23 protein-coding genes and 1 pseudogene are annotated in these 20736 nt (G+C 70.1%); 12 read left to right on the forward strand and 12 right to left on the reverse strand.

Features of this window, described 5'->3' with window-relative positions:
• Nucleotides 1-83: 83 nt before the first annotated feature.
• Nucleotides 84-1400 carry a type VII secretion protein EccE gene (locus tag AC069H_RS06820; protein ID WP_478231617.1) on the forward strand — a complete coding sequence of 439 codons (1317 nt, stop codon included), beginning with the start codon at nt 84-86 and terminating at the stop codon, nt 1398-1400.
• On the opposite strand, the gene AC069H_RS06825 is transcribed toward AC069H_RS06820, so the two are convergent.
• A complete protein-coding gene (locus tag AC069H_RS06825; protein WP_478231618.1) occupies nt 1393-1869 on the reverse strand; it encodes a TspO/MBR family protein in 477 nt (158 codons plus the stop codon). The two genes, AC069H_RS06820 and AC069H_RS06825, sit on opposite strands and share 8 nt — an antisense overlap.
• Nucleotides 1870-1956: 87 nt before the next feature.
• Here AC069H_RS06825 and AC069H_RS06830 point away from each other — a divergent pair.
• Nucleotides 1957-2724 (forward strand): annotated as a pseudogene (locus AC069H_RS06830) (nucleotidyltransferase domain-containing protein).
• Between the two features lies 1 nt (nt 2725).
• Complete coding sequence (locus AC069H_RS06835) at nt 2726-2851, forward strand: hypothetical protein (RefSeq protein ID WP_007031507.1); 126 nt, start codon at nt 2726-2728, stop codon at nt 2849-2851.
• Nucleotides 2852-2944: 93 nt separating this feature from the next.
• Here the strand turns inward: AC069H_RS06835 and AC069H_RS06840 are convergent, their stop codons facing one another.
• Both AC069H_RS06840 and AC069H_RS06845 read right to left on the reverse strand, forming a co-directional pair.
• Nucleotides 2945-3133, reverse strand: coding sequence for a hypothetical protein (locus AC069H_RS06840; protein WP_478231619.1), 189 nt, complete (start codon nt 3131-3133; stop codon nt 2945-2947).
• Nucleotides 3134-3198: 65 nt separating this feature from the next.
• Nucleotides 3199-3813 carry an HSP18 transcriptional regulator gene (locus AC069H_RS06845; protein ID WP_478231620.1) on the reverse strand — a complete coding sequence of 205 codons (615 nt, stop codon included), beginning with the start codon at nt 3811-3813 and terminating at the stop codon, nt 3199-3201.
• Between the two features lie 105 nt (nt 3814-3918).
• Here AC069H_RS06845 and AC069H_RS06850 point away from each other — a divergent pair, with 105 nt between their 5' ends.
• From AC069H_RS06850 to AC069H_RS06860, 3 genes are all read left to right on the forward strand, one after another.
• Nucleotides 3919-4359 carry an Hsp20/alpha crystallin family protein gene (locus AC069H_RS06850; protein ID WP_478225802.1) on the forward strand — a complete coding sequence of 147 codons (441 nt, stop codon included), beginning with the start codon at nt 3919-3921 and terminating at the stop codon, nt 4357-4359.
• 77 nt (nt 4360-4436) lie between these two features.
• Entirely contained in the window at nt 4437-4817 is a 381-nt protein-coding gene (locus AC069H_RS06855; RefSeq protein ID WP_478225861.1) for a DUF6292 family protein, read from the forward strand.
• Nucleotides 4818-4870: 53 nt separating this feature from the next.
• Nucleotides 4871-5608 carry a maleate cis-trans isomerase family protein gene (locus AC069H_RS06860; RefSeq protein WP_478225803.1) on the forward strand — a complete coding sequence of 246 codons (738 nt, stop codon included), beginning with the start codon at nt 4871-4873 and terminating at the stop codon, nt 5606-5608.
• Here AC069H_RS06860 and AC069H_RS06865 read toward each other — a convergent pair.
• Nucleotides 5598-6440: an RNA polymerase sigma factor SigF gene (locus AC069H_RS06865; protein WP_478225804.1), complete on the reverse strand. Its 843-nt coding sequence runs from the start codon at nt 6438-6440 to the stop codon at nt 5598-5600. The genes AC069H_RS06860 and AC069H_RS06865 overlap by 11 nt on opposite strands.
• Nucleotides 6441-6602: 162 nt before the next feature.
• Here AC069H_RS06865 and AC069H_RS06870 point away from each other — a divergent pair, with 162 nt between their 5' ends.
• On the forward strand, nt 6603-6935 hold the full coding sequence (locus AC069H_RS06870; protein ID WP_478231621.1) for a plasmid stabilization protein: 333 nt from the start codon (nt 6603-6605) through the stop codon (nt 6933-6935).
• Between the two features lie 11 nt (nt 6936-6946).
• Nucleotides 6947-8389 (forward strand): aminotransferase class I/II-fold pyridoxal phosphate-dependent enzyme, encoded by a 1443-nt coding sequence (locus tag AC069H_RS06875; protein ID WP_478225806.1) that lies wholly within the window; start codon nt 6947-6949, stop codon nt 8387-8389.
• On the opposite strand, the gene AC069H_RS06880 is transcribed toward AC069H_RS06875, so the two are convergent.
• Nucleotides 8386-8730 carry an STAS domain-containing protein gene (locus AC069H_RS06880; protein ID WP_478225807.1) on the reverse strand — a complete coding sequence of 115 codons (345 nt, stop codon included), beginning with the start codon at nt 8728-8730 and terminating at the stop codon, nt 8386-8388. The two genes, AC069H_RS06875 and AC069H_RS06880, sit on opposite strands and share 4 nt — an antisense overlap.
• Before the next feature lie 57 nt (nt 8731-8787).
• A complete protein-coding gene (locus tag AC069H_RS06885; RefSeq protein ID WP_478231937.1) occupies nt 8788-9105 on the reverse strand; it encodes a hypothetical protein in 318 nt (105 codons plus the stop codon).
• 140 nt (nt 9106-9245) lie between these two features.
• On the opposite strand from AC069H_RS06885, the gene AC069H_RS06890 reads away from it, so the two are divergent.
• Complete coding sequence (locus AC069H_RS06890) at nt 9246-9623, forward strand: VOC family protein (protein WP_478231622.1); 378 nt, start codon at nt 9246-9248, stop codon at nt 9621-9623.
• An 84-nt stretch (nt 9624-9707) separates the two neighbouring features.
• The gene (locus AC069H_RS06895; RefSeq protein WP_478231938.1) at nt 9708-10490 is read left to right on the forward strand and encodes an ANTAR domain-containing protein; all 783 of its coding nucleotides are present in this window, start codon (nt 9708-9710) and stop codon (nt 10488-10490) included.
• Nucleotides 10491-10553: 63 nt separating this feature from the next.
• Here AC069H_RS06895 and katG read toward each other — a convergent pair whose 3' ends face one another.
• Nucleotides 10554-12788: a catalase/peroxidase HPI gene (katG, locus tag AC069H_RS06900; RefSeq protein ID WP_478231623.1), complete on the reverse strand. Its 2235-nt coding sequence runs from the start codon at nt 12786-12788 to the stop codon at nt 10554-10556.
• Nucleotides 12789-12812: 24 nt separating this feature from the next.
• On the reverse strand, nt 12813-13238 hold the full coding sequence (locus AC069H_RS06905; RefSeq protein WP_478225811.1) for a Fur family transcriptional regulator: 426 nt from the start codon (nt 13236-13238) through the stop codon (nt 12813-12815).
• A gap of 127 nt (nt 13239-13365) precedes the next feature.
• Between AC069H_RS06905 and AC069H_RS06910 the strand changes: the two genes are divergently transcribed.
• Nucleotides 13366-14304: a tetratricopeptide repeat protein gene (locus AC069H_RS06910; protein ID WP_478231624.1), complete on the forward strand. Its 939-nt coding sequence runs from the start codon at nt 13366-13368 to the stop codon at nt 14302-14304.
• Here AC069H_RS06910 and AC069H_RS06915 read toward each other — a convergent pair.
• Genes AC069H_RS06915 through AC069H_RS06930 form a run of 4 tightly spaced genes read right to left on the reverse strand, consistent with a single transcriptional unit; the run spans nt 14280 to nt 19028 of the window.
• Nucleotides 14280-15662 (reverse strand): MATE family efflux transporter, encoded by a 1383-nt coding sequence (locus AC069H_RS06915; RefSeq protein ID WP_478231625.1) that lies wholly within the window; start codon nt 15660-15662, stop codon nt 14280-14282. The two genes, AC069H_RS06910 and AC069H_RS06915, sit on opposite strands and share 25 nt — an antisense overlap.
• Entirely contained in the window at nt 15659-16711 is a 1053-nt protein-coding gene (locus tag AC069H_RS06920; protein ID WP_478231626.1) for a PLP-dependent cysteine synthase family protein, read from the reverse strand. The genes AC069H_RS06915 and AC069H_RS06920 overlap by 4 nt, the downstream gene beginning before the upstream one ends.
• Nucleotides 16708-18054, reverse strand: coding sequence for a type III PLP-dependent enzyme domain-containing protein (locus AC069H_RS06925; protein ID WP_478231627.1), 1347 nt, complete (start codon nt 18052-18054; stop codon nt 16708-16710). The genes AC069H_RS06920 and AC069H_RS06925 overlap by 4 nt, the downstream gene beginning before the upstream one ends.
• Nucleotides 18045-19028, reverse strand: a complete 984-nt coding sequence (locus tag AC069H_RS06930) for an ornithine cyclodeaminase (protein ID WP_478225816.1) — start codon at nt 19026-19028, stop codon at nt 18045-18047. The genes AC069H_RS06925 and AC069H_RS06930 overlap by 10 nt, the downstream gene beginning before the upstream one ends.
• Nucleotides 19029-19129: 101 nt before the next feature.
• Here AC069H_RS06930 and AC069H_RS06935 point away from each other — a divergent pair, with 101 nt between their 5' ends.
• Nucleotides 19130-20422: an amidase family protein gene (locus AC069H_RS06935; protein ID WP_478231628.1), complete on the forward strand. Its 1293-nt coding sequence runs from the start codon at nt 19130-19132 to the stop codon at nt 20420-20422.
• The last annotated feature ends 314 nt before the right edge of the window (nt 20423-20736 follow it).

The raw sequence follows: 20736 nt of genomic DNA on the forward strand, positions 1-20736 counted from the left end.
TCTCGCCGCTCGCGGGCGCCGTGTCATCGAAACATCATGTTGGCCGGGGCAGCCTGAGGCGACACGGTTGAGGAGGCAGGACGATGACCGATCTCGGCGCGGCCAGGACGGGCGGGCGGTACCACGCGCCGCCCCCGCCGCTTCCCCAAGCCGCACCGGCCGCACCGCGGGCCGAGGCCATTCCCGATCCGCTCGCCTACGCCGCGCCGGCCGCGCGGGCCGCCGCCCGTGAGGCCGCGCTGGCCGCGCTCACCGCCGCTCGCCAGGCGGAGCAGCGACCGCGAGGATTCGCGGTGGTACCCGTACCCGCCACGGTGCCCGGTGCGCCACGGCCGAATCCACCGGCGCCCGTCGCGGTGCGGCGGTCCGGACGGTTCGGCGGGATCGGGGTGGCGCAGATCGTGTGCTGGCAACTCGTCCTCGTCGCGCTCGTCCTGGTGGCGGGGCGGCCATGGCCGCTGGCGGCCGTGGTGGTCACCGCCGCCGTCGTGGTCCTCGCGCTGACCACCGTGCGGATCCGCGGCCGCTGGCTCTACGCCTGGCTCGGTTCGGCGTCCGGCTATCTGACGCGGGACCGTGACCGGGATCTCCGGAACGCGGGAGAGGCGGGCCGGGCGCTGCTGCGCCTGCTGTCGCCGGAAGCGGCGGGGACGGCGGGCGAGATCGGCGACGAGACGGTGTTCATGGTCAGCCGTGCCGACGGGATCACCGCTGTGCTGCAACCGAAATCGGCCGTACGCGAACAGCCGATGCCGTCGCCGCTGACCTTGCTGCCGCCGGCCCGCGAACAGGCGTCGGACGTCGCCGCGCAGGTCATCCACCACGTCGGCGCGGACCGTTCACGGCCACCACGGGGCTGGGTCGCGTTGCAGGCGCTGCGCACCGTCGACGCCCACCGCGACGCGGATGTGCGGCAGGCACTCGGGAACACGGTCCGGCGGGTGCGGCGGCAGCTCCGTCGCGGCGGACTGCCGGTGCGGGCGCTCGCCGAAAACGAGGTCCTCGGCGTACTCGCCTCGCTGGCGCACGTCACGGCCGGCCGGGCGCGCATCCGCGAGGACTGGCGGTTCTGGCACAGCGGCCCGATCTGCCAGGCGACGTTCCGCCTCGACGGCTGGGACGCGCTTTCCCCGGTACTCGCGGCGGATCTCTCGCGCCGTCTGCTCGCCGCCGCCCCCGGTTCCGCGGTGACACTGGCCGTGACCGCCCGCCGGAGCGCCGCCGAGACCGAACCGCGCGTCAGTGCCTCGATCCGGATCGCCGCCGCGGGAACCCAGGCGGTGGAACACGCGGTGCGGGACCTGGAACTCGCCGCCCGCCGGGGCGGGCTCACCCTGGACCGGCTCGACGGCAGGCACGCCAAGGGAGTGGCCGCCACGCTTCCGCTCGGGGTCAGTTGAGCACGACGATCGCGGCGGTGAGCGCGGTCGCGTACAGCGTCCAGGCGAGGTACGGCAGCAGCAACGCGGCCGAAACCCGGGAAGACCGGCGGAAGTACAGAGCGGTGACGACGATCGCGACGTCGAGCAGGACGATGTCGGCGAGGGCGAGGCCGTAGGCGCCGGCCGCGAAGAACAGCGGCGTCCACGCGGCGTTCAGCACCAGTTGTACCGCGTACCAGGTCAGCCCCCGGCGGTCGCCACCCGCTTTCCAGTACAGCCAGCCCGACACCGCGATGGCGAGGTACAGAACCGTCCACACCGGACCGAACAACCACGCGGGCGGTGCGAACGACGGCCGTTCGAGTCCACTGTAGACAGAGCGGGCGTCGGCCGCGGCGAGTCCGCCGACGAGTGCGACCACCGCGACCGCGGCCAGGAACGAGAGGAACGCCAGCGGTGCGCGGAGTCGTCCTGGGATCGCAGTCATCTTTCGAGCGTACGGCCGCGAACACGCTCTCGCGCGCTCAAAACCCGATCGCGTCCGCGCGGGCACGACCCTGAGCTCGTCCGCGCGATGAACGACGACACTTTCCTTGCCCACGTGGCCGACACGCTGGCCGCGCTTCCCTCGGTGCACGCCGTCACCCTCGGCGGGTCCCGCGCGCAGGACACGCACGGCCCCGGCAGCGACTGGGATTTCGCCGTCTACTACCGCGGCGGCTTCGATCCGGCCGACCTCCGGGCCGTCGGCTGGGACGGCGAGGTCTCCGAACTCGGCGCGTGGGGCGGCGGCGTGTTCGACGGCGGTGCCTGGCTCACGATCGACGGCAGGCACGTCGACGTCCACTACCGCGACCTCGGCTCCGTCGGACACCATCTCGCCGAAGCGCGAGAAGGCCGGTTCCACTGGGAGCCGTTGATGTTCCACCTCGCGGGCGTCCCGAGTTACTGCCCGTCGCCGAACTCGCGGTCAACCGCGTGCTGCGCGGCGACCTGCCGCGGCCGGACTACCCGGAAGCGCTGCGGGAAACGGCCCCGGCGATGTGGCGAGGCCGCGCCGAACTGACCCTGCGTTACACCCGTGGCGCCTTCGTCCCGCGCGGGCAGGCCGCGGAGGTCGCGGGCGCGCTGGCCACCGCCGCGATGGCTGCGCGCGGGATTGCGCGAGATCGACACGGTCGTCGCGGGTTTGCGCGCGGACCCGGACGCCCTCGCCAAGGCGCTGGACGACGCGGAGACGCTGCTCCGGACGGCCACCGGAACCCTGTGGCGCGCGTCACGGAATGACCGGCGATCGTCAGCGCTACAGAGAGATAAGACCCGTTCCGTACCAAGGGAGTGACATGTCCGCCACCGCCACGCCGGAAGAAACCGCTCTGGCCGTCCCCGCTCTCGACGACTTCGACTTCCCGCTCACCGATGGTGCCGCCTGCCGCATCGACGACCCGGACTGCGAAGCCTGCCAGTAGGGCTGCGGCCGCGTGTCCGTGAAGGCCTCCTTGCCTACCCTCAGGGTAGGGAAGGAGGCCTTCACGGCGTTCCGGGACCGAGTCGGCCCGGCCTCAGTTCGCTCGCCCGTCGACGGCCGCCACGATGAGCTCGGCGCACCGCTTGACCGGCAGGCCCCTTTCCCGCGCCATCGCTTCGAGGGCCGCCTGTGCGGCCTGCCCGTGCAGGCCTTCCGCGGCAAGCACTTTCAACGCCAGCTCGACGACGTCGGCGGCCGGCTGGGAATCGGGTCGGACCAGCATCGAAGAACCTCCCGGCTCGCTCGGCGAACGGCACCGGGTACCCGCCCGGCGCCGTGTTCACACCCTCACCGCGAAGAGTTGCGATCCCTCCTGTCGTCGACGGCGGACCGCCGGACCTGCTCGGTGTGCATGCCGATCTCGCCGAGCCGTTCGGCGAATCCGGTGTGCTCGCGGGGCAGATGGGCGCGAAGGTCGGCCAGCGGCGCCAGAAGACCGGTGACGTCGTCCTCGCCGAGCACCGCGCTCAGCCTCTCGGCGCTTTCCTTGGCCTTGGCGTTCAATCCGTCCAGCGCGCCCGCCTGACCGGCCAGCTGCCGCAGGATCGCCGAGTTGCGCCGCGCCCACTCGGCCACCGCGCGATCACCCGCCCGCCGGTCTCGTTCAGCGTCGACCCGCGCCTCCCCCGTGCTCTCCCCGCCGTCGGACGGCCGCAACCGCAGGAACCGCCGCTCCGCCGCCTGACGGCTCGCGACCCCCAGCGCTCGCGCGAGCGCCGTCCAGCTGGTGCCGCCCGCGCGAGCGGCAGCGATCAGCTCCGGCTCCCAAGCCGCCAGTTGCTCACGGACCGTCTTCAACGCGACCAGCGCAGCCAGGAGCCTCTCCGGTTCCGAAACGCCGGAGCGGGCCTCGGCCACCACGTCGCGCACGGTGCGCACGGTCTGGGCGGGGTCTTCGTCCATGCCTGTCATCCAATCGACGACTCGACGGTTGTCATCGTTCCGATGACATGTTAGAACAGTAGTGCGTGTTGACACCAATGACAACGACCCAGGAGGTGGAACCCGATGTTGATGCGCACCGACCCGTTCCGCGAACTGGACAGGCTGACCCAGCACATGTTCGGCACCGCGAATCCGGGCACCTGGTCCAAGCCGGCCACCATGCCGATGGACGCGTACCGCGAAGGCGACGAGTTCGTCGTCTGCTTCGATCTTCCCGGTGTCACCGCCGAGGCGATCGAGCTGGACGTCGAACGCAACGTCCTGACCGTCAAGGCCGAGCGGCGCCCGTTCGCCGGGAAAGACGTCCAGATGCAGGTTTCCGAACGTCCGCTCGGTGTCTTCTCCCGCCAACTGTTCCTCGGCGAAGCGCTCGACACCGACAACATCGCGGCCGGCTACGAAGCGGGCGTGCTGACCCTGCGCATCCCGATCGCCGAGAAGGCCAAGCCGCGGCGCATCGAAATCACCGGTTCCACGTCGGACCGCAAGGAGATCCAGGCCTGAGTGTCCCGTCCGGTGCGGGCCCCGGGTCCCGCACCGGACGAGGCCGGGGAAAGAAAGGGAAGTCCTCGTTGCTCACCATGCCTGTCCGCCACCCGCACACCCGCGACGCCGTGTGGGGGTATCTCGCCGAAGTCACCGAGGTCCTCGGCGTCGGCCTCGAATCCTGCACCGTCGACCACGACAGCCCGGTTTCGGCGTACGTCGCGCTCGACGAGCGGCTCCCCACCCATCCTGAGCGCGACGTCGCGCTGCTGTGGGACGAGATCCACGGCTGGGCCGTGGCGATCGAGACCCACTCCGGCGAGGATCTCATCGTCCTCCGCTACCTGGGCGGGAAGACCGCCACCCCGCGTCCCGCCCAGGTCGCGCGCTTCCTCAGGGCCGTCCGCGAGGACGACCACAGCGTCGGGCAGCTCACCCCGCCGGATTTCGGCGTCCTGTCCGCCGCGCACGAGTGACCGCGGCTCGCGTCGGGTACCTCCGAAGGGCTTCGACCCGGAAGGAGTGAGCCGTGACCAGTATCGGCCTGCTGTACCCGACGCGGGACTGCGGTGAGGACGATTTCCTCGCCCTGGCGGGAAAACTGAGTCCCGGCCTCACCGTGGACTTCGCCTATGTCCCGTGGGGCGACAACGTCGGCCGGGTCGATGACCTCGACGCGGCCGGAAAACACGAAGCCGTGCGCGAACTCGGCGCGCCGGGCAGGCTCGTGTCCGCCGCGCGGTTCGGCACGGCGCCGGACGTCGTCAGCTGGGCCTGCTCCAGTTGCAGCTTCACGCGCGGCCTCGACGGCGCGCTCGAACAGTCGCGTGTGCTCGGCGAACGGCTCGGTGTCCCGGCGCGCAGCACTTCGCTGGCGTACCTCACCGCGCTCGCCCACTTGGGCACCAGGCGCGTGGCGCTCGCCTCGGTCTATCACCGCGACACGACCGCGACTTTCGCCGGTTTCCTCGCGGAGGCGGGTGTCTCCACCGTTCATTCGGTCTCCGCCGACGCGCCTTCGGACCGGGCGCTCGCGGCCTGGGACGGCCGCCGCATCACCGAACTCGCCGCGGCGGCCGACCACGACGAGGCCGAAGCGCTGCTGATCCCCGAAACAGCCCTACACACGACGCCGTTGCTCGAAGACCTCGAAACCGGCCTCGGCAAACCCGTGCTGACGGCCACCGCGGTGACCCTCTGGGATTCCCTGCGGGCGCTGGGCACCCCGCCGATCCGGCAGGGCCTCGGCGAGTTGTTCAGCCGTTGAGCCTGCCGCGCAGATCCTGCAGGACCTTCGTGAGCAGGCGGGAAACGTGCATCTGGGAGATCCCGACGCGTTCGGCGATCTGGGATTGGGTCATCCCGTCGAAGAACCGCATCGTCACGATCGCCCGCTCCCGCTCCGGCAGCCGTTGGAGCAGCGGGACCACGGTGTGCCGGTCCTCGATGTGCTCGAAGCGGGAATCCAGTTCTCCCACCACGTCGGACAGCGGAAGCGAACCCTCGCCGTCGTTGACCGGCCGGTCCAGGGACGACGTCTGGTAGCTGTTCGCGGCGAGCAGCCCTTCGCGGACGGTGTCGGCGTCCACGTCGAGATGCTCGGCGAGTTCGGTGGGAGTCGGCGCGCGGCCGAGGGTCTGGGTGAGTTCCGTGGTCGCCCGCGAAAGCCGGGTGCGCAGTTCCTGCATTCCGCGCGGGACGTGGACCGCCCAGCCGGTGTCACGGAAGAAACGCCGCACCTCGCCCATCACCGTCGGCACCGCGTACGCCAGGAAATCCCCGCCCTGCCCCGGATCGAACCGGTCCACGGCCTTCATCAGGCCGATCCGCGCCACCTGGATCAGGTCTTCCCGCGGCTGCCCTCGTCCGCTGAACCGGACGGCGATGTGCTCGGCGACCGGCAGCAGTTCGAGGATCAGGCGTTCCCGCAGACGCTCCCGTTCCGGGTGACCGGCGGGTAATGCGGCCATCTCGTCGAACCAGGGACGGCAATGGGAGTAATCGTCCCTGCGCCGTGAACGGCGGTCACGAGGAGCCGGGACCGCCTCTTCCCGCAGGACGACGTGATCGATGTCTTCCATGAGCGACGTAGCGTTCACCAAAGTCACCTTCGTCCTTTGTGGACCGACATGAATCCGCTCCCCTCGTCACCGTTTTGATACCCGACGGGCGGGGACGGTAAACATCTGCCCTGGACGGGCGATCTTTCGATTGACCGCTGGGCCGAACGGGTATCCGCAGGTCAAGACGAAGGAGGAGCCGTGCCTGAACAGAGCTGGAGCGACAAACGCGAACGTCAGTACGAGCACATCAAGTCCTCTCAGAAGAAACGCGGCGCGAGTAGCGGCCGCGCCGAGGAGATCGCCGCACGCACGGTGAACAAGAACCGCGCCCAATCCGGTGAATCCAAGACCACGAGCAAGAGTTCGACCAGGGACAAGTCGCCGCAGAAACGCGGCGGCCAACGGTCCGGTAACCGGAAGGGTCCCGGCGGGCCGACCAAGGACCAGCTCTACAACGAAGCGAAGAAGCGCAACATCAAAGGCCGGTCCACCATGACCAAGAAGGAACTGCAGAACGCCCTCGGCCGCTGATCGGAGGCAGGATGGACCACTCGCGCGCACCGGTGCTGGAAGCCATCGAGGCCTACCGCCGCGCGGGCGGGCTCGCCTTCACCCCACCGGGTCACAAACAAGGCCGCGGCGCGGATCCGCGCGTACTGGAGCTGCTCGGCCGGGACGCGTTCGCGTCGGACCTGCTCACCCTCAACGGTTTGGACGACCGCAGGATGTCGCGTGGGATCCTCAGCCAGGCACAGGACCTGATGGCCGACGCGGTGGACGCGGAGCACACCTTCTTCTCCACCTGCGGAAGTTCACTCTCGGTCAAGAGCGCCATGCTCGCCGTCGCCGGACCGGGTGAACGTCTCCTGGTGTCCCGCAACGCCCACAAATCGGTCGTCGCCGGCCTGGTGATCAGCGGTGTGCACCCGGTCTGGGTCCGCCCCCGGTACGACGAGGAGCACCATCTCGCGCATCCTCCCGGCCCGGAAGAGGTCGAGGCCGCGCTGGCGGACGCGCCCGGCGTCAAAGGCATGCTGCTGATCACCCCGACCGACTACGGCACCTGCGCCGACATCCGCGGTGTCGCCCGCGTCTGCCATGCCGCGGACAAGCCGCTGATCGTCGACGAGGCGTGGGGTGCCCACTACCCGTTCCACGACGACCTGCCGACCTGGGCGATGGACGGCGAAGCCGACCTCTGCGTCACGAGCACGCACAAGATGGGCGGCGGGCTCGAACAGGCGTCGGTGTTCCACCTGCGAGGCGACCGGGTCTCCCCCGACGTGCTCAAGGCCAGGGAGGATCTTCTCGGCACCACGAGCACTTCCGCCCTGTTGTACGCCTCCCTCGACGGCTGGCGCAGGCAGATGGTCGAGCACGGCGAAGAACTGCTGGGCAACGCGCTGTCGCTGGCCTCCCGCCTACGAGCGGAGATCGAAGACATCCCGGGCCTGCACGCGCCGGCCGCGGAATTCCGCCCGCTCGCGTTCGAACACGACCCCCTCAAGATCGTGGTCGACGTCGCCGGCCTCGGCATCACCGGCTACCAGGCGGCCGACCATCTCGCCGAACGCCATCTGCACACCGGGCTGTCCGACCACCGGCGGATCGCGGTGCAGATCACCCACGCCGACGACGAGGAAACCGTGTCCGCCCTGATGAGCGGCCTGCGCGGGCTGGCAGGACACGATTTCGAGCGGCGGCCGGCGGTCGACCTGCCTTCGGCCGCCGAACTGACCCTGGAAATGCGGATGTCGCCCCGCGACGCGTTCTTCGCCGACGCCGAGCACGTGCCGCTCGACAAGGCCGAGGGGCGCGTCAGCGCGGAGATGGTCAGCCCCTACCCGCCGGGTGTCCCGGCGATCGCTCCCGGTGAAGTGTTCACCGACGCGATCATCGATTATCTCCACACCGGCGTCCGCGCCGGCATGTTCGTCTACGACGCCGCGGATCCCGAGCTGGGCACGGTCCGCGTCGTCGCTTAGCCGCCGACCACTTTCAGCGTGGGCATCAGTCCGGTGAGTTCGATGGCCCGCCGCAGTACCTTGGACGGCGCGAAACTCAGGTCGATCCCGGCCTCCGCGCAGTGACGATTCAGCTGCACCAGCACGGAAAGACCCGAGGAATCGCAGAAGCCGACTCCGGTCATGTCGATCACCGCGGCGCCGGGGCCGTCGGCCAGCAGTTCGAAGAGCCCGGCCCGGAGCCGAGGACTGGTCGAAATATCGATGTCACCCGCCACTTCGACGGTGATCGCTTCTTCCGAACGGGCCATCTCGACCACGACGAGAGGAGCGGCCTGCCCGGCTTCGGTATCGATCGCCATCCATCGAAGGTAGAAGGGTGTGGCCAGGACCGCAACCGTCGCGACAGGTCAGTCCGCTCAGGACGACTTGGCCACCTCGCGCGCGATCTCGTCCTTGTCCATCTTCGAGGCACCCGTCACACCCGCGTTGCGCGCCTGGGTCAGCAGTTCTCGTTTGGTGGCCTCACCGGGACGGTCGCCGAGATGCGACGCCCGGCTGTCCACGAAGGCCTTCCCCCGTTCGCGGCGCCGTGCTTCGCCCAGTTCGCGCCGCATTTTCGGCAGTACGGTGGATTCCTCTTCCTCCACGTGATGCGTGACCGCCTCGACGAGGTCGGAGAGCACCTTGTCGAACTCCGCCGATTCGGGTTCGGTGCCGTTCAGCTTCACGAGCAGTTGCTCGGCCTCGGCGTGCTCCTTTTGACCGTGCGCGACGTCTTCGGCCTCGTCCGCCTCCTCGGTGCGCGATCAACCCGACGCCCCCGGATACCCACTCCCCGCGGATTCATGCGCCGAATCGGGGCTATCCTCGCCGTATGGCCTGCCGTATCACCGAGCTCATCCTCGACTGCGCCGACCCGGTCCGGATGGCGGCCTTCTGGTGCGAAGTGCTCGGCTACGTCGAAATCGGCAAGGACGGCGACGACGTCGAGATCGGGCCGCCCGGCGTCGGCTTCGGCGGACCTCAGCCCACGTTGATCCTGAGCCGCAGCGAAGATCCGAAGCCGGGCAAGCTCCCGCTGCACCTCGACGTGAACCCCACCGACCGCGATCAGGACGCGGAACTGGAGCGGTTGCTCGCCGCCGGGGCGCGGCCCGCCGACGTCGGCCAGACGGGGGAAGAGTCGTGGCATGTGCTCGCCGACCCCGAGGGAAACGTGTTCTGTCTTCTCCGCGCACGGGTCGATCCCTGAGGCACTGTCCACATCGGACTCGATTGGCGGATGACGCCGCGGGGTACCCGGTGGAGAACACCGAACATGACTGGATGGTCAGCGATGGCGGACGAACGACTGTGGCAGCGCGACAAGGCCGGATTCGGCTCAGGCGAGACCATGTCGGCGGGCCCGCTGGCCGAGCAGTTCGTCGAACTCACGCGCCTGCTGCTGGCCGCCTCGACACCCGCCCAGGTCCTGCGGCAGATCGTCGCCGCCGCGTACCGGGTCGTCCCGGGCGCGGACCTGGTGTCGGTCACCCTGCGGGCCCCGGACGGGAGCTTCCACACCCCCGTCTCGACCGGCGAAGTGGCGCTGGAGCTCGACGACGTGCAGTACCGGGCGGGCACGGGGCCGTGCGTCGACGCCGCCGACTGCGAAAGTCCCGGGTACATCCGCAGTGAGGACCTGAAGGCGGAGAAGAGGTGGCCGGACTTCTCCCGGGTCGCCGTGCGGCACGGTTTCACCGCGATCCTGTCCACCGTGCTGGTGCCCGACGCGGCTCCACCGAGGCTGCCCGGCGCGCTGAACATCTACAGCCGCCGCCCCGGAGCGCTCGATTCGCGGGCACAGGACACCGCGTTGCTGCTGGCGACCCACGGCTCGCTCGCGCTGACGACCACCAACGCGGTGAGCCGGGCGGAGCTGGAAGCGAGCCATCTCCGGCGGGCGGTCGAATCGCGCGACGTCATCGGGCAGGCGAAGGGGATCCTCATGCAACGACGCGGCCTGACCGCCGACGAGGCCTTCGACCTGCTGCGCCGCACCTCCCAGGACCTCAACGTCAAACTCGCCGAACTCGCCCGCACCCTGGCGACCCGGCACACGGAGCTCGACATCCCGTGAAGCGCGTGAAGGCCCCCTTCCCTCGGCTGAGCCGAGGGAAGGGGGCCTTCACGCGCAACGGCCTCAGGCGAGGTCGAACCGGTCCAGTTCCATGACCTTCGTCCAGGCCTTGGCGAAGTCCGCGGCGAACCGCTCCCGCGCGGCCTGCCCCGCGTAGACCTCGGAGAGCGCCCTCAGCTGGGAGTTCGAACCGAAGACGAGGTCGACCGCGGTGGCCGTCCACTTCACCGCGTCCGTGGTGAAGTCGCGGATCTCGTACACGTTCTCCTCGGACTCCGACACCTTCCACTTCGTACCCGGCGAGAGGAGGTTGGTGAAGAAGTCGTTGGTGAGCACGCCCGGCCGGTCGGTGAAGACACCGTGGCGGGTGTCACCGGCGGTGATCCCGAGCGAACGCAGGCCTCCGACGAGGACGGTCATCTCCGGCGCGGTCAGGTCGAGCATGTACGCGCGCTCGACGAGCAGGACCTCCGGCTGCAGCTTCTCCTCGGGACGCAGGTAGTTGCGGAACCCGTCGGCGCGCGGTTCGAGCAGCGCGAACGACTCGGCGTCGGTGTCCTCCTGCGTGGCGTCGGTGCGGCCGGGGTGGAAAGCGACGCTCACCTCGGTGCCGGCGTCACGCGCGGCCTTCTCGACGGCGGCGGAGCCCGCCAGCACGATCAGGTCGGCTAGCGAGATCTTGGCGCCACCGGCGTCGTTGAACTCGCGCTGGATGCCTTCCAGCGTCTCCAGGACGGTCCTGAGTTGCTCCGGCTGGTTGACTTCCCAGTCACGCTGGGGTTCCAGGCGGATCCGCGCGCCGTTGGCACCACCGCGTTTGTCGGTGGAGCGGAAGCTCGCCGCGGACGCCCACGCGGTGCCGACGAGCTGGCCGACCGTGAGCCCCGACTCGAGCACCTTCGTCTTGAGGGCGGCGATGTCGGCGTCCCCCACGAGCTCGTGGTCGACGTCCGGCACCGGGTCCTGCCACAGCTGCGGCTCGGGGACCCACGGCCCCAGGAAGCGGCTGACCGGGCCCATGTCGCGGTGCAGCAGCTTATACCAGGCCTTGGCGAAAGCGAGGGCGAACGCGTCCGGGTTTTCCAGGAAGCGGCGCGAGATCTTCTCGTACGCCGGGTCGACGCGCAGCGCCAGATCCGTCGTGAGCATGGTCGGCTTGTGCTTCTTGGCCGGGTCGTGCGCGTCCGGGATGATCGCCTCGGCATCCTTGGCGACGTACTGCTTCGCGCCGCCGGGGCTCGTGGTGAGCTCCCACTCGTAGCCGAAGAGGATCTCGAAGAACCGGTTGCTCCACTGCGTCGGCTTGTCGGTCCACGTCACTTCGAGACCACTGGTGATCGTGTCGGCGCCCTTGCCGCTGCCGTGGCTGCTCAGCCAGCCGAGGCCCTGCGTCTCGATCGGGGCGGCTTCGGGCTCCGGGCCGACGTGGTCGTCGGCGATACCCGCGCCGTGGGTCTTGCCGAAGGTGTGCCCGCCGGCGATGAGCGCGACGGTCTCCTCGTCGTTCATCGCCATCCTGGCGAAGGTCTCCCGGATGAAATGCGCCGCCGCGGCCGGGTCGGCGTTGCCGCGCGGCCCCTCCGGGTTGACGTAGATGAGGCCCATCTCGGTCGCGCCGACGTCGGGCACCATCTCGGTGTCATTGGCGTAGCGCTCGTCACCCAGCCAGGTGTCCTCCGGGCCCCAGAAGATCTCCTCGGGCTCCCAGGTGTCCACCCGGCCGAAGCCGAAGCCGAACGTCTTGAACCCCATCGATTCCAGTGCGACGTTCCCCGCGAGCACGAGCAGGTCGGCCCACGAGATCTGCTGGCCGTACTTCTCCTTGACCGGCCACAGCAGCCGCCGCGCCTTGTCGAGGTTGGCGTTGTCTGGCCAGCTGTTGAGCGGGGCGAACCGCTGCGCGCCGTCACCGGCGCCGCCGCGGCCGTCGTGGATGCGGTAGGTGCCCGCGGCGTGCCAGCTCATCCGGATCATCAGGCCGCCGTAGTGGCCGAAGTCGGCGGGCCACCAGTCCTGCGAGGTGGTGAGCACCTCGACGATGTCCCGTTTGAGGGCCTCGACGTCGAGTTTGGCGAATTCCTCGGCGTAGCTGAAGTCCTCGCCGAGCGGGTTGGCCTTGGGCGAGTGGGCGTGCAGCACCGACAGATCGAGCTGGTTGGGCCACCAGTCCTTGTTGGTACGCGGGCGGCCACCCGTTTTCGGTGTCGGCGAGTCGATCGCCGGGTTCTCGCTCTCGCTACCGTGCGCGGTTACGGAGTCGTGGGCCACGGGGCAGCCCTTCTCCGGGGTGTCACTCATTTCTTTCCTTCCGGGCAGGCGAATTCATCGCTGGACGGGGTCGGCCGCGCAGCCGGGACACAGGCCCCAGTAGACGACCTCCGCCTCGTCGATCACGAACCCGTGATCGTCCGAGGCGGTGAGACAGGGGGCATGGCCGACGGCGCAGTCGACGTCCGCGATCGCACCGCAGGAACGGCAGACGACATGGTGATGGTTGTCCCCCACCCGGGTCTCGTAACGGGCGAGCGCGCCGGCGGGCTGGATACGCCGGATCAGACCGGTTTCGGTGAGCGCCCGCAACACGTCGTAGACCGCCTGGTGGGAGACCGTGGGAAGGTCGGCCCGCACCAGCGCTATCACCGTTTCGGTGTCGACGTGCGGATGATCGCGCAGCGCCGCGAGCACGGCCAGCCGGGGCCGAGTCACGCGCAGCGAAACCGCTCGCAGCTGTGCCTCGAAGTCGGACATCACCATGGACGATAAGAGCGTCTCTGGAACCGGTCAAATCAAGACCCCCGAGGAGTGAGGGCCGGTTTCGGGCCGGGCGACTCCGGGTAGCCGGTGAACCGGGCCATGACTTGCGTGAGGTGAGTCCATGACAACGACCGGAAGAGGCACCACCGACGTCGAAAGTCTCGAAAACGCCATCGACGTCCTGCGCGCGCTGGACTACCGGCAGGGCGGCGCCTTTTCCCGCGACGTGGTGCACGTCGTGAAATCGGTCAGCCTGCCGCTCAATTGGGGGACGGTCCCCGGCACGCTCCGGTCGCGGCTGCTGACGGTGCTCGCCGATCTGCACAATCTGCTCGGCTGGACGGAATTCGATATCGGCCGCCGGATTCCGGCGCGGCTCCGGTTCGACCGCGCCCTCGGTCTCGCCGCCGCGGCGGGCAACGACAATCTCATGGCCAACATCTGTTACCGCCTCGGCAGGCTGGCGCTGCACCATGACGATGTCGAGGGCGGGTTGGACCATCTCCGCCAGGGCCATGCCGCCGCCCATCGCTCCGGTTCCCTGCGAGCACAGGCGATCCTGACGATCAACGAGGCGTGGGCACTGGCCAAGGCAGGCGACGAGCGCGCCGCCCTCGCGAGCTTGACACGGGCGGAGTGTCAGTTCGAGAGCGCGGACACCTGGGCGGCGGCACGACCCTGGGAAGCCTTCTTCGGCACCACGGACATGGCCGCGATGCACGGGACCGTCCTGACCGAATTGGCCAGGACGGCCACCTCCCGGCACAGCGAAGAGGCGATCGCGCGGCTACGCGACGCCGTCGGCGGCTACGGCAAGGAAATGTCCCGCAGCCTCGCGCTCACCTTGATCATGCTCGCGCAGAACCACGCGCTCCAGGGCGATTTCGACGAAGCCGTCCGCACCGGCACCGAGGCGCTGGACCTCGCGCGCGGCCTCGGTTCCACCCGCACCAAGGATCGGCTCGCGCCGCTGGCGGCCCTCCCGCGCCGACACACCGATCCAGCGTCCCGCGACCTGCTCGCCCGGATCGACGGCTATCGCGCCGAACCGAGCCCTTGACCGGCGAACCGCCGTCCGAGCAGGACCGCGGTCGCCGCGAAGCCGAGACACAGACCGGCCCAGACACCCCAGCCGCCCCAAGCGAACACGTAGGCGCACAAGAACATCGCCGGCACACCCACCGCCCAGTACCCCACGAGAGTGCAGCGGAGGCCGGAAACGGTGTCACCGAGCCCGCGCAGCAAGCCGACGAGGATGTTCTGCGTTCCCTTGCTGTACTGCTGCGCGATGGCGAACACCAGCAGGGCCGACGCCGTGCCGACCACCACCGTGTCGGCCTCGTCGTGCAGGAACGGCCACAACAGCACCTCCGGCACCACCAGGTACGCCAGGCTCACCACCGCCATGAGTGACCAGGAAAGGGTGAGCGCCTGGCGGGCGATCACCGGCGCCCGCCCGCGATCGCCGTGGGCGACCGCGCGACTGACCAAAATGGACGATCCCTGCGACAGACCGATGTTGGCCTGGTAGACGATGTACGCGAGCTGGTTCGCGACGTTCGACGCGGCGAGCATCGCCGGGCCGAAGGCGCCCATCAGCATGGTCGCGATCGAGGTGATCGCGGCTTCCGACCCGTAGGTGAAACAGATCGGGGTCCCGTGCCAGACGATGCGCCGGGCCACCACCGGATCCGCGCGCCAGAGCGCGAGCGAAACCATGGGACGCAGCAGGGGATCCCGCCGGACGGCCGAGGCGAACACGGCGAGCGTGAAGAACTGGACCAGCGTCGTCGCCAGGCCGATCCCGGCGACGCCCAGCTCGGGCAGGCCCGCCCAGCCGTAGACGAACGCCGCGTTGAGGAAGGCGTTGACCGCGATCGACACCAAGGTCACGGCGAGGAGGGAACCCGGGCGCCGCAGCCCGACGGCGAACTGGCGCATCACGTTCAGCCACACCATGGGGAACAGCCCGCCCGCCAGCGCGAACATCATCGCCCTGGCGAGCGACACGATCTCCGGTTTCTGTCCGAGCAACGGCAAGGCGGCCGCCAGTCCACAAAGGACGGACGCGCCCATCGCCGCGGTCAGGGTTGCGACGAGCAGCGCGGACCGCAGGAGCGACCGGATCTCGTCCCGCGCCCGCTCGTCGAGTTCACCGGTGCCGGTGCGGAGTTCCCCCGCCCCGGCCGCCGTGGCCACGAGATTCCCGACGCCGGTGACCATGCCGACGCACATGGTGCGGATCTGGTTGTAGAGCAGGATCGCCAGCCCGCCCGCCGCCACCGCGGTCACGCCGAGCAGCCCGAGCATGGCCAGGTCGACACTGGTGAGCGCCACCTGCGCCAGCTGGATTCCCGCGATGGGCGCGGCCAGCGCGACGAGCGCGCGGTATCCGCGGGCCGCCACCGCCGTGCTCATACGCCCACCGCCACCGGACGAGCCGTCCGGTCGCGGGTGGCCGCTCGCACGGACGCGGCGTAGGTGGCGAACCAGCGCTCCATCCGGCGATGGGCCAGTTCGTCGAGCACTCCCCTGGCACGCAGCCATTCGTCGTCGTAGACCGAGTCGAGGTACTTCTCCCCCGCGTCGTTGCACAGCACCACGACGACGCTCCCGGCCGGATACGCGTAGAGCCGCCGGAGCGCGACGTGGATCGCGCCGCCGGTGGTCCCGCCGACCAGGACGCCCGTGCGCCGGGCGACGACGCGAGCCCCGGCGAAGGCGTCGCTGTCGGACACTCGATGGGCTTCGTCGATCACCGACCGGTCGACGTTGTCCCCGACCGGGAAACCGGCCGGACTGCCCGCCCCGGTCTGGTGGTAGATCCCCGGCGCGCCACCGAAGATGATCGAGCCGACGGGTTCGATCGCGACCGCGCGGGTGCCCGCCCCCGCCGCGCGCAGGAAGCGCGCCGTCCCGCACAGGGAGCCGCCGGTACCGATCGCCGCGACGAGCACGTCGACGTCGCCGAGCTGCCCGAGCAGTTCCCGCGCCAGACCGGCGTACCCGTTGCCGTTGCCGGGATGGTTGTGCTGATCCGGATGGTAGGCGCCGGTTTCCGCGGCGATCCGGGCCGCGACCCGCCGCCGCTGGACCGAACTGACCCCGCCGTCCGGCGGGCCGTCGACGAACACCAGTTCCGCGCCGAGCGCGCGCAGCATCCGGAGCTTCTCCCGGGCGGCGTGATGGTCGACCACGGCCGTGAACCGGTAGCCGCGTTCCAGCGCCACCAGCGCGAGCCCGTTGCCGGTGTTGCCGGAGGTGGGTTCGACGATATGCCCGCCCGGCCGCAGCCGTCCTTCGAGTTCCGCCTCGTCGATCATCTGCCTGGCCATGCGCACCTTGCACGAGCCGGTCGGGTTGAGGTGGTCGAGTTTGAGCAGGAGACGCGTCCCGGTGCCGGTGCGCGCGAGCTCCAGCAGCGGCGTGTTCCCGATCAGCTCGGACGCGCGCCGGACGATCGTCATCGGATCTCCTGGATCGGATAGTCGGTGTCGACATGCCAGCGGTCGCCGTCGACCACCACCTTCGGGGGCAGGGGAAGCTGATGGAAGCCGCTCTCGTTCTTGTCCATCTGGTAGCCGGCCGTGTTGGGGTACACGAGCAGATCGCCGGTCCTCGGCCGCGCGGGCAGCTCGACCGCGCGCCAGGTCAGCACGTCGTACTCCATGCAGCTCGAACCGGCGACGACGGTGCGCACCGGCGTGCCGTCGACTGCTTCCCGGCTCACGAGGAGCGGGTCGGGCAGGAATTCGCTGCCCTTCCACTGTTCGGACAGGCTCATGGACAGACCCGCGACCGTGGTGATCAGGTGGTCTTCGGCGGGTTTGCAGCCCAGCACCGGGAACACCGAGAACCCGGCGCCGTCGACGAGGGCCCGGCCCGGTTCGAGCAGCAGCTCGATCCCGGCCGCGCGCAGGCGCTCCGCGAGCGGTTTCCCGGCGATCTCGTGCCGCAGGATCGCGGTCACCATGGCCGCCCCGGCAGGCGCCTGGTGGTACGGGTAGGTCCGGGCCGGGTTGCGGCCGGCGTGGAACCAGCCGTCGTGCCTGCCGGACTCGAACCGCGCCCAGTCACCGGCGTCCACATAGGACACGGCGATCCCGCCGCCGATACTGATCTTCGACGCGGGCCGGCCGAGCGCGCGGGCGTCGTGGCACAGATCGATCAGGTACGCGGCCAGTTCCGCCCGCGGCTCGGGCGCGTAGCCGTCGAGATGGAACGAGAAACCGCGCAGGACGACCGATTCGGCGCACTGCCGCACAGCCGCTTTCAAGGCGTCGGGCGCGAAGCCGAACCTGCTCCCCGGCGCGGACGGCGGCCTCACCCGCAGCAGCACCTGGGCCGTCTCCCCGAGTTCGATGGCCATGCGCGCGACGCGTTCCAGTTCGTCGGCCGCGTCCACCGCGATGAGACAGCGATGCCGCAGGGCGAGCCAGAGCAGGCCGTCCGGTTTGGCGGCGCCGGTGACCCCGATCGCCTCCCCGCGCAGGCCGTTGCCGAGGGCGTGCACCAGTTCGGGCACGCTCGCGACGTCGACGCCCGTGCCGGGCCGGGTGCATTCCCGCAGCCACGCCGCCGCCTTGTTGGCCTTCTTCCCGTAGTAGACGGTGCCTTCGACGCGCTCGGCCGCGAGCGCCGCGACCATTCCCCCGAGGTTCTCGGCGAAAGTGGCCGGATGGACCACGTGGAACGGCCCGCCGCCGACAGCGCGGGCGATCTCCCACAGGGTGTCCGAGTCACGCAAACGCGGCGCCCACGGGCGTTCGAGCGCGGGCAGGGGCGGGGAAAGGGTGTCGATCAGGTCCACAGGGCCACCTCGCGGCCGCGGCCCGCCGCGATGGCACGGGCGGCCAGCGCGTGCGCCACCGGGATGTCGGTGATGATCATGCCGCTGCTGAAGGCGAACACCCGGTCGTCGTCGCCGCGACGGCCGGGCGCGCGACCGGCGAGGATCTCCGGCAGTTCGGCGTCGATCCGGAACACGCCGTCCGGGCCCGCCATCCGCTGCCCGGTCACCTCGACCTGCGCGCCGCTGGTGGCCACGGTGTAGTCGGCCTCGGCGAGCGTGCCCTCCTGGACTCCCTTGCTGGCGACCGAGATCAGCAGCCCGCCCGGCGGCAGCCAGCCGAGCCGGATCTTCGGGTGGGCCGCGCGGCCCGAGGCCGCGACCACGATGTCGGACTCGCGCGCCGCGGCCTCCACGTCGTCGACGAGTTCGACCTCGCGGTCCGGGAACCGCTCCTTCACCGCGGCGACGCTGTCGCGCAGGCCGTCGGGATGCGTGCCGAACAACCGGAGCCGCTCCAGTTCCGGCAGCGCGGTGAGCAGGTACGGCAGCGTCCGGATCCCCTGTGCGCCGGTGCCGACCATGAGCGCGGATCGCGCGCCGGGCCGGGCGCAGGAACGCGCGATCAGCGCGGTGCTGGCGGGCGTGCGGGTGGCGCCGACGCGGTGGCAGTCCATGAGCGCGAACGGCAGACCGGTGGTGTCGTCGTAGAGGGTGATCGTCGTGTAGTACTTCTCGGCCGACGTGCTGCCTTGGCGGTAGCTCGTCTTGAACGCGGCCTGCTCGAGGGAGCCGTCGTAGCCGAGCATCGAGTACGCGACAGCGTCCCGCGCGGGATCCGGCATCGGCACCATCAGCTTCGCCGGGTTCCGCGAGGCTCCGGACGCGTACGCCAGGTAGCCGTCTTCGACCATGGTGATCGCCTCGTCCGGGGTGAGTTCGAGGTTGCGCAGATCCGAGCGCGTGAGAATGTGCAGCGAGGGACCAGAGCTCATGAACGATCGACCTTTCTCGTGGGAAGGTGGCGCGCCGCAGCTTAATGAAAACGATTGTCTTTTTCAGTGACTGTGGTTCTTGTCACGCTAGGCTGGCGACCGTGAGTGGACCTTGGAGCGCTTCGAAAAGCCGCTCGCGCGCGGAAGAAGTCCGGCACCTCAACGCGATCAGCCATCTCGCGACGGACGACGGCACACCGGAGACGAGTGGCCCGCTCACCGGTATCCCGTTGGTGGTCAAGGACAACATCCACGTCGCGGGGATGCCGAACACCGCGGGCACCCCGGCGCTGGCGGACCACGTTCCGCGCGAGCACGCGGAGGTGGTCCGGCGCCTGGTCGACGCGGGCGCCGTCGTCATCGGCAAGGCGGCCATGCACGAACTCGCGTTCGGCATCACCTGCGACACGACCCCGCTGGGCCCGGTGCGCAACGCCCGCGACCCGTCCCGGTTCGCCGGGGGAAGCAGCGGCGGGACCGCGGTCGCCGTCGCGGCGGGCATCGTTCCGGCGGGGCTGGCCACCGACACTGGGGGTTCGGTGCGTGTTCCCGCCGCGCTCAACGGGGTTTGCGGTTTCCGGCCGACCTCGGGCCGCTATCCGTCCGGCGGTATGACCCCGTTGAGCACCACCCGGGACACGGCCGGGCCGATCGCCCGCACGGTCGCCGATCTCGCCCTTCTCGACGCGGTGCTCGCGGGAGAAGCGCCGGAACCCTTGATCGAGAGTTCAGCGATCCGGCTGGGTGTGCCGCACGGCTTCCTGACCGGTGACCTCGCCGAGGACGTCGAAGAACTATGGGACGCCGCGCTCGCCCGGTTGCGTTCGGCAGGAGTCGTCCTCGTGCCGATCGACGACACACCCCTCGCCGAACTCGTCGCCGACCAGGGAATGCCGCTGGTGATCCATGAAGCGGGCGTCGCACTCCGGTCCTACCTCGCCGAATACGTGCCCGCGGTCTCCTTCGAACGGCTCGTCGCCGAAGTCGCCGCGGCCGACGTCCGGGCGATCTTCGCCGAGGCGATCGTGCCGGGCGTCGAGCCGGCCGTCTACGAGGCGGCGCTCGCCACCCGCTCGGCCTTGCGTGACGCCTACGCGAAGATCTTCACCGACAGCGGGATCGACGCGCTGGCCTTCCCCACCACCCCCGCGACAGCCCGGGATTTCTCGGCCGTCGAGAAGTTCGCCCACCGCGGGCGCGCGGTCCCGACCTTCCCGACCTTCATCCGCAATTGCCAGCCCGGCAGCATCGCGGGCTTCCCGGGACTGACCGTCCCGATGGGGCGCGACCGCGACGGCCTGCCCGCCGGGCTGGCCCTCGACGGCGCCGTCGGCGATGACCGGAACCTGCTGGCGGCCGGAGCTTTCGTCGAACGGATCCTCGATGGCCCGTGACCGTCCACAAGAGACACTGGCTCCGACCACCGCGTTCGCCGCCCTGCCTCGTGAGTGGTAAGGACGTCGCAGGTCCGTGAAGGCCACCTTCCCTACCCTGAAGGTAGGGAAGGAGGCCTTCACGGACTACGCGATCGCCACCCGCAGCCCCAGCAACACCAGCAGCCTCAGCAACACCAGCAGCCTCAGCAGTCACAGCGGCGCCGCAGGAAGGGGTGCAGGGGCGAGCAAGGTGAGCGGTGGCGTGGTCGGGCATGCCTCGTGAGTGGTAAGGACGGTTAGAACCGTCCTTACCACTCACGAGACCCAGGGCC

This window comes from Amycolatopsis sp. NPDC043887 (assembly GCF_056435665.1).

Coding starts and splice junctions, on each gene's coding strand:
- AC069H_RS06825 (WP_478231618.1), bottom strand. CDS start 1,869: ATGACTGCGATCCCAGGACGACTCCGCGCACCGCTGGCGTTCCTCTCG.
- AC069H_RS06910 (WP_478231624.1), top strand. CDS start 13,366: ATGACAACGACCGGAAGAGGCACCACCGACGTCGAAAGTCTCGAAAAC.
- AC069H_RS06920 (WP_478231626.1), bottom strand. CDS start 16,711: ATGACGATCGTCCGGCGCGCGTCCGAGCTGATCGGGAACACGCCGCTG.
- AC069H_RS06895 (WP_478231938.1), top strand. CDS start 9,708: ATGGCGGACGAACGACTGTGGCAGCGCGACAAGGCCGGATTCGGCTCA.
- AC069H_RS06845 (WP_478231620.1), bottom strand. CDS start 3,813: ATGGACGAAGACCCCGCCCAGACCGTGCGCACCGTGCGCGACGTGGTG.
- AC069H_RS06875 (WP_478225806.1), top strand. CDS start 6,947: ATGGACCACTCGCGCGCACCGGTGCTGGAAGCCATCGAGGCCTACCGC.
- katG (WP_478231623.1), bottom strand. CDS start 12,788: ATGAGTGACACCCCGGAGAAGGGCTGCCCCGTGGCCCACGACTCCGTA.
- AC069H_RS06890 (WP_478231622.1), top strand. CDS start 9,246: ATGGCCTGCCGTATCACCGAGCTCATCCTCGACTGCGCCGACCCGGTC.
- AC069H_RS06930 (WP_478225816.1), bottom strand. CDS start 19,028: ATGAGCTCTGGTCCCTCGCTGCACATTCTCACGCGCTCGGATCTGCGC.
- AC069H_RS06835 (WP_007031507.1), top strand. CDS start 2,726: ATGTCCGCCACCGCCACGCCGGAAGAAACCGCTCTGGCCGTCCCCGCT.
- AC069H_RS06820 (WP_478231617.1), top strand. CDS start 84: ATGACCGATCTCGGCGCGGCCAGGACGGGCGGGCGGTACCACGCGCCG.
- AC069H_RS06905 (WP_478225811.1), bottom strand. CDS start 13,238: ATGTCCGACTTCGAGGCACAGCTGCGAGCGGTTTCGCTGCGCGTGACT.
- AC069H_RS06880 (WP_478225807.1), bottom strand. CDS start 8,730: ATGGCGATCGATACCGAAGCCGGGCAGGCCGCTCCTCTCGTCGTGGTC.
- AC069H_RS06850 (WP_478225802.1), top strand. CDS start 3,919: ATGTTGATGCGCACCGACCCGTTCCGCGAACTGGACAGGCTGACCCAG.
- AC069H_RS06855 (WP_478225861.1), top strand. CDS start 4,437: ATGCCTGTCCGCCACCCGCACACCCGCGACGCCGTGTGGGGGTATCTC.
- AC069H_RS06915 (WP_478231625.1), bottom strand. CDS start 15,662: ATGAGCACGGCGGTGGCGGCCCGCGGATACCGCGCGCTCGTCGCGCTG.
- AC069H_RS06840 (WP_478231619.1), bottom strand. CDS start 3,133: ATGCTGGTCCGACCCGATTCCCAGCCGGCCGCCGACGTCGTCGAGCTG.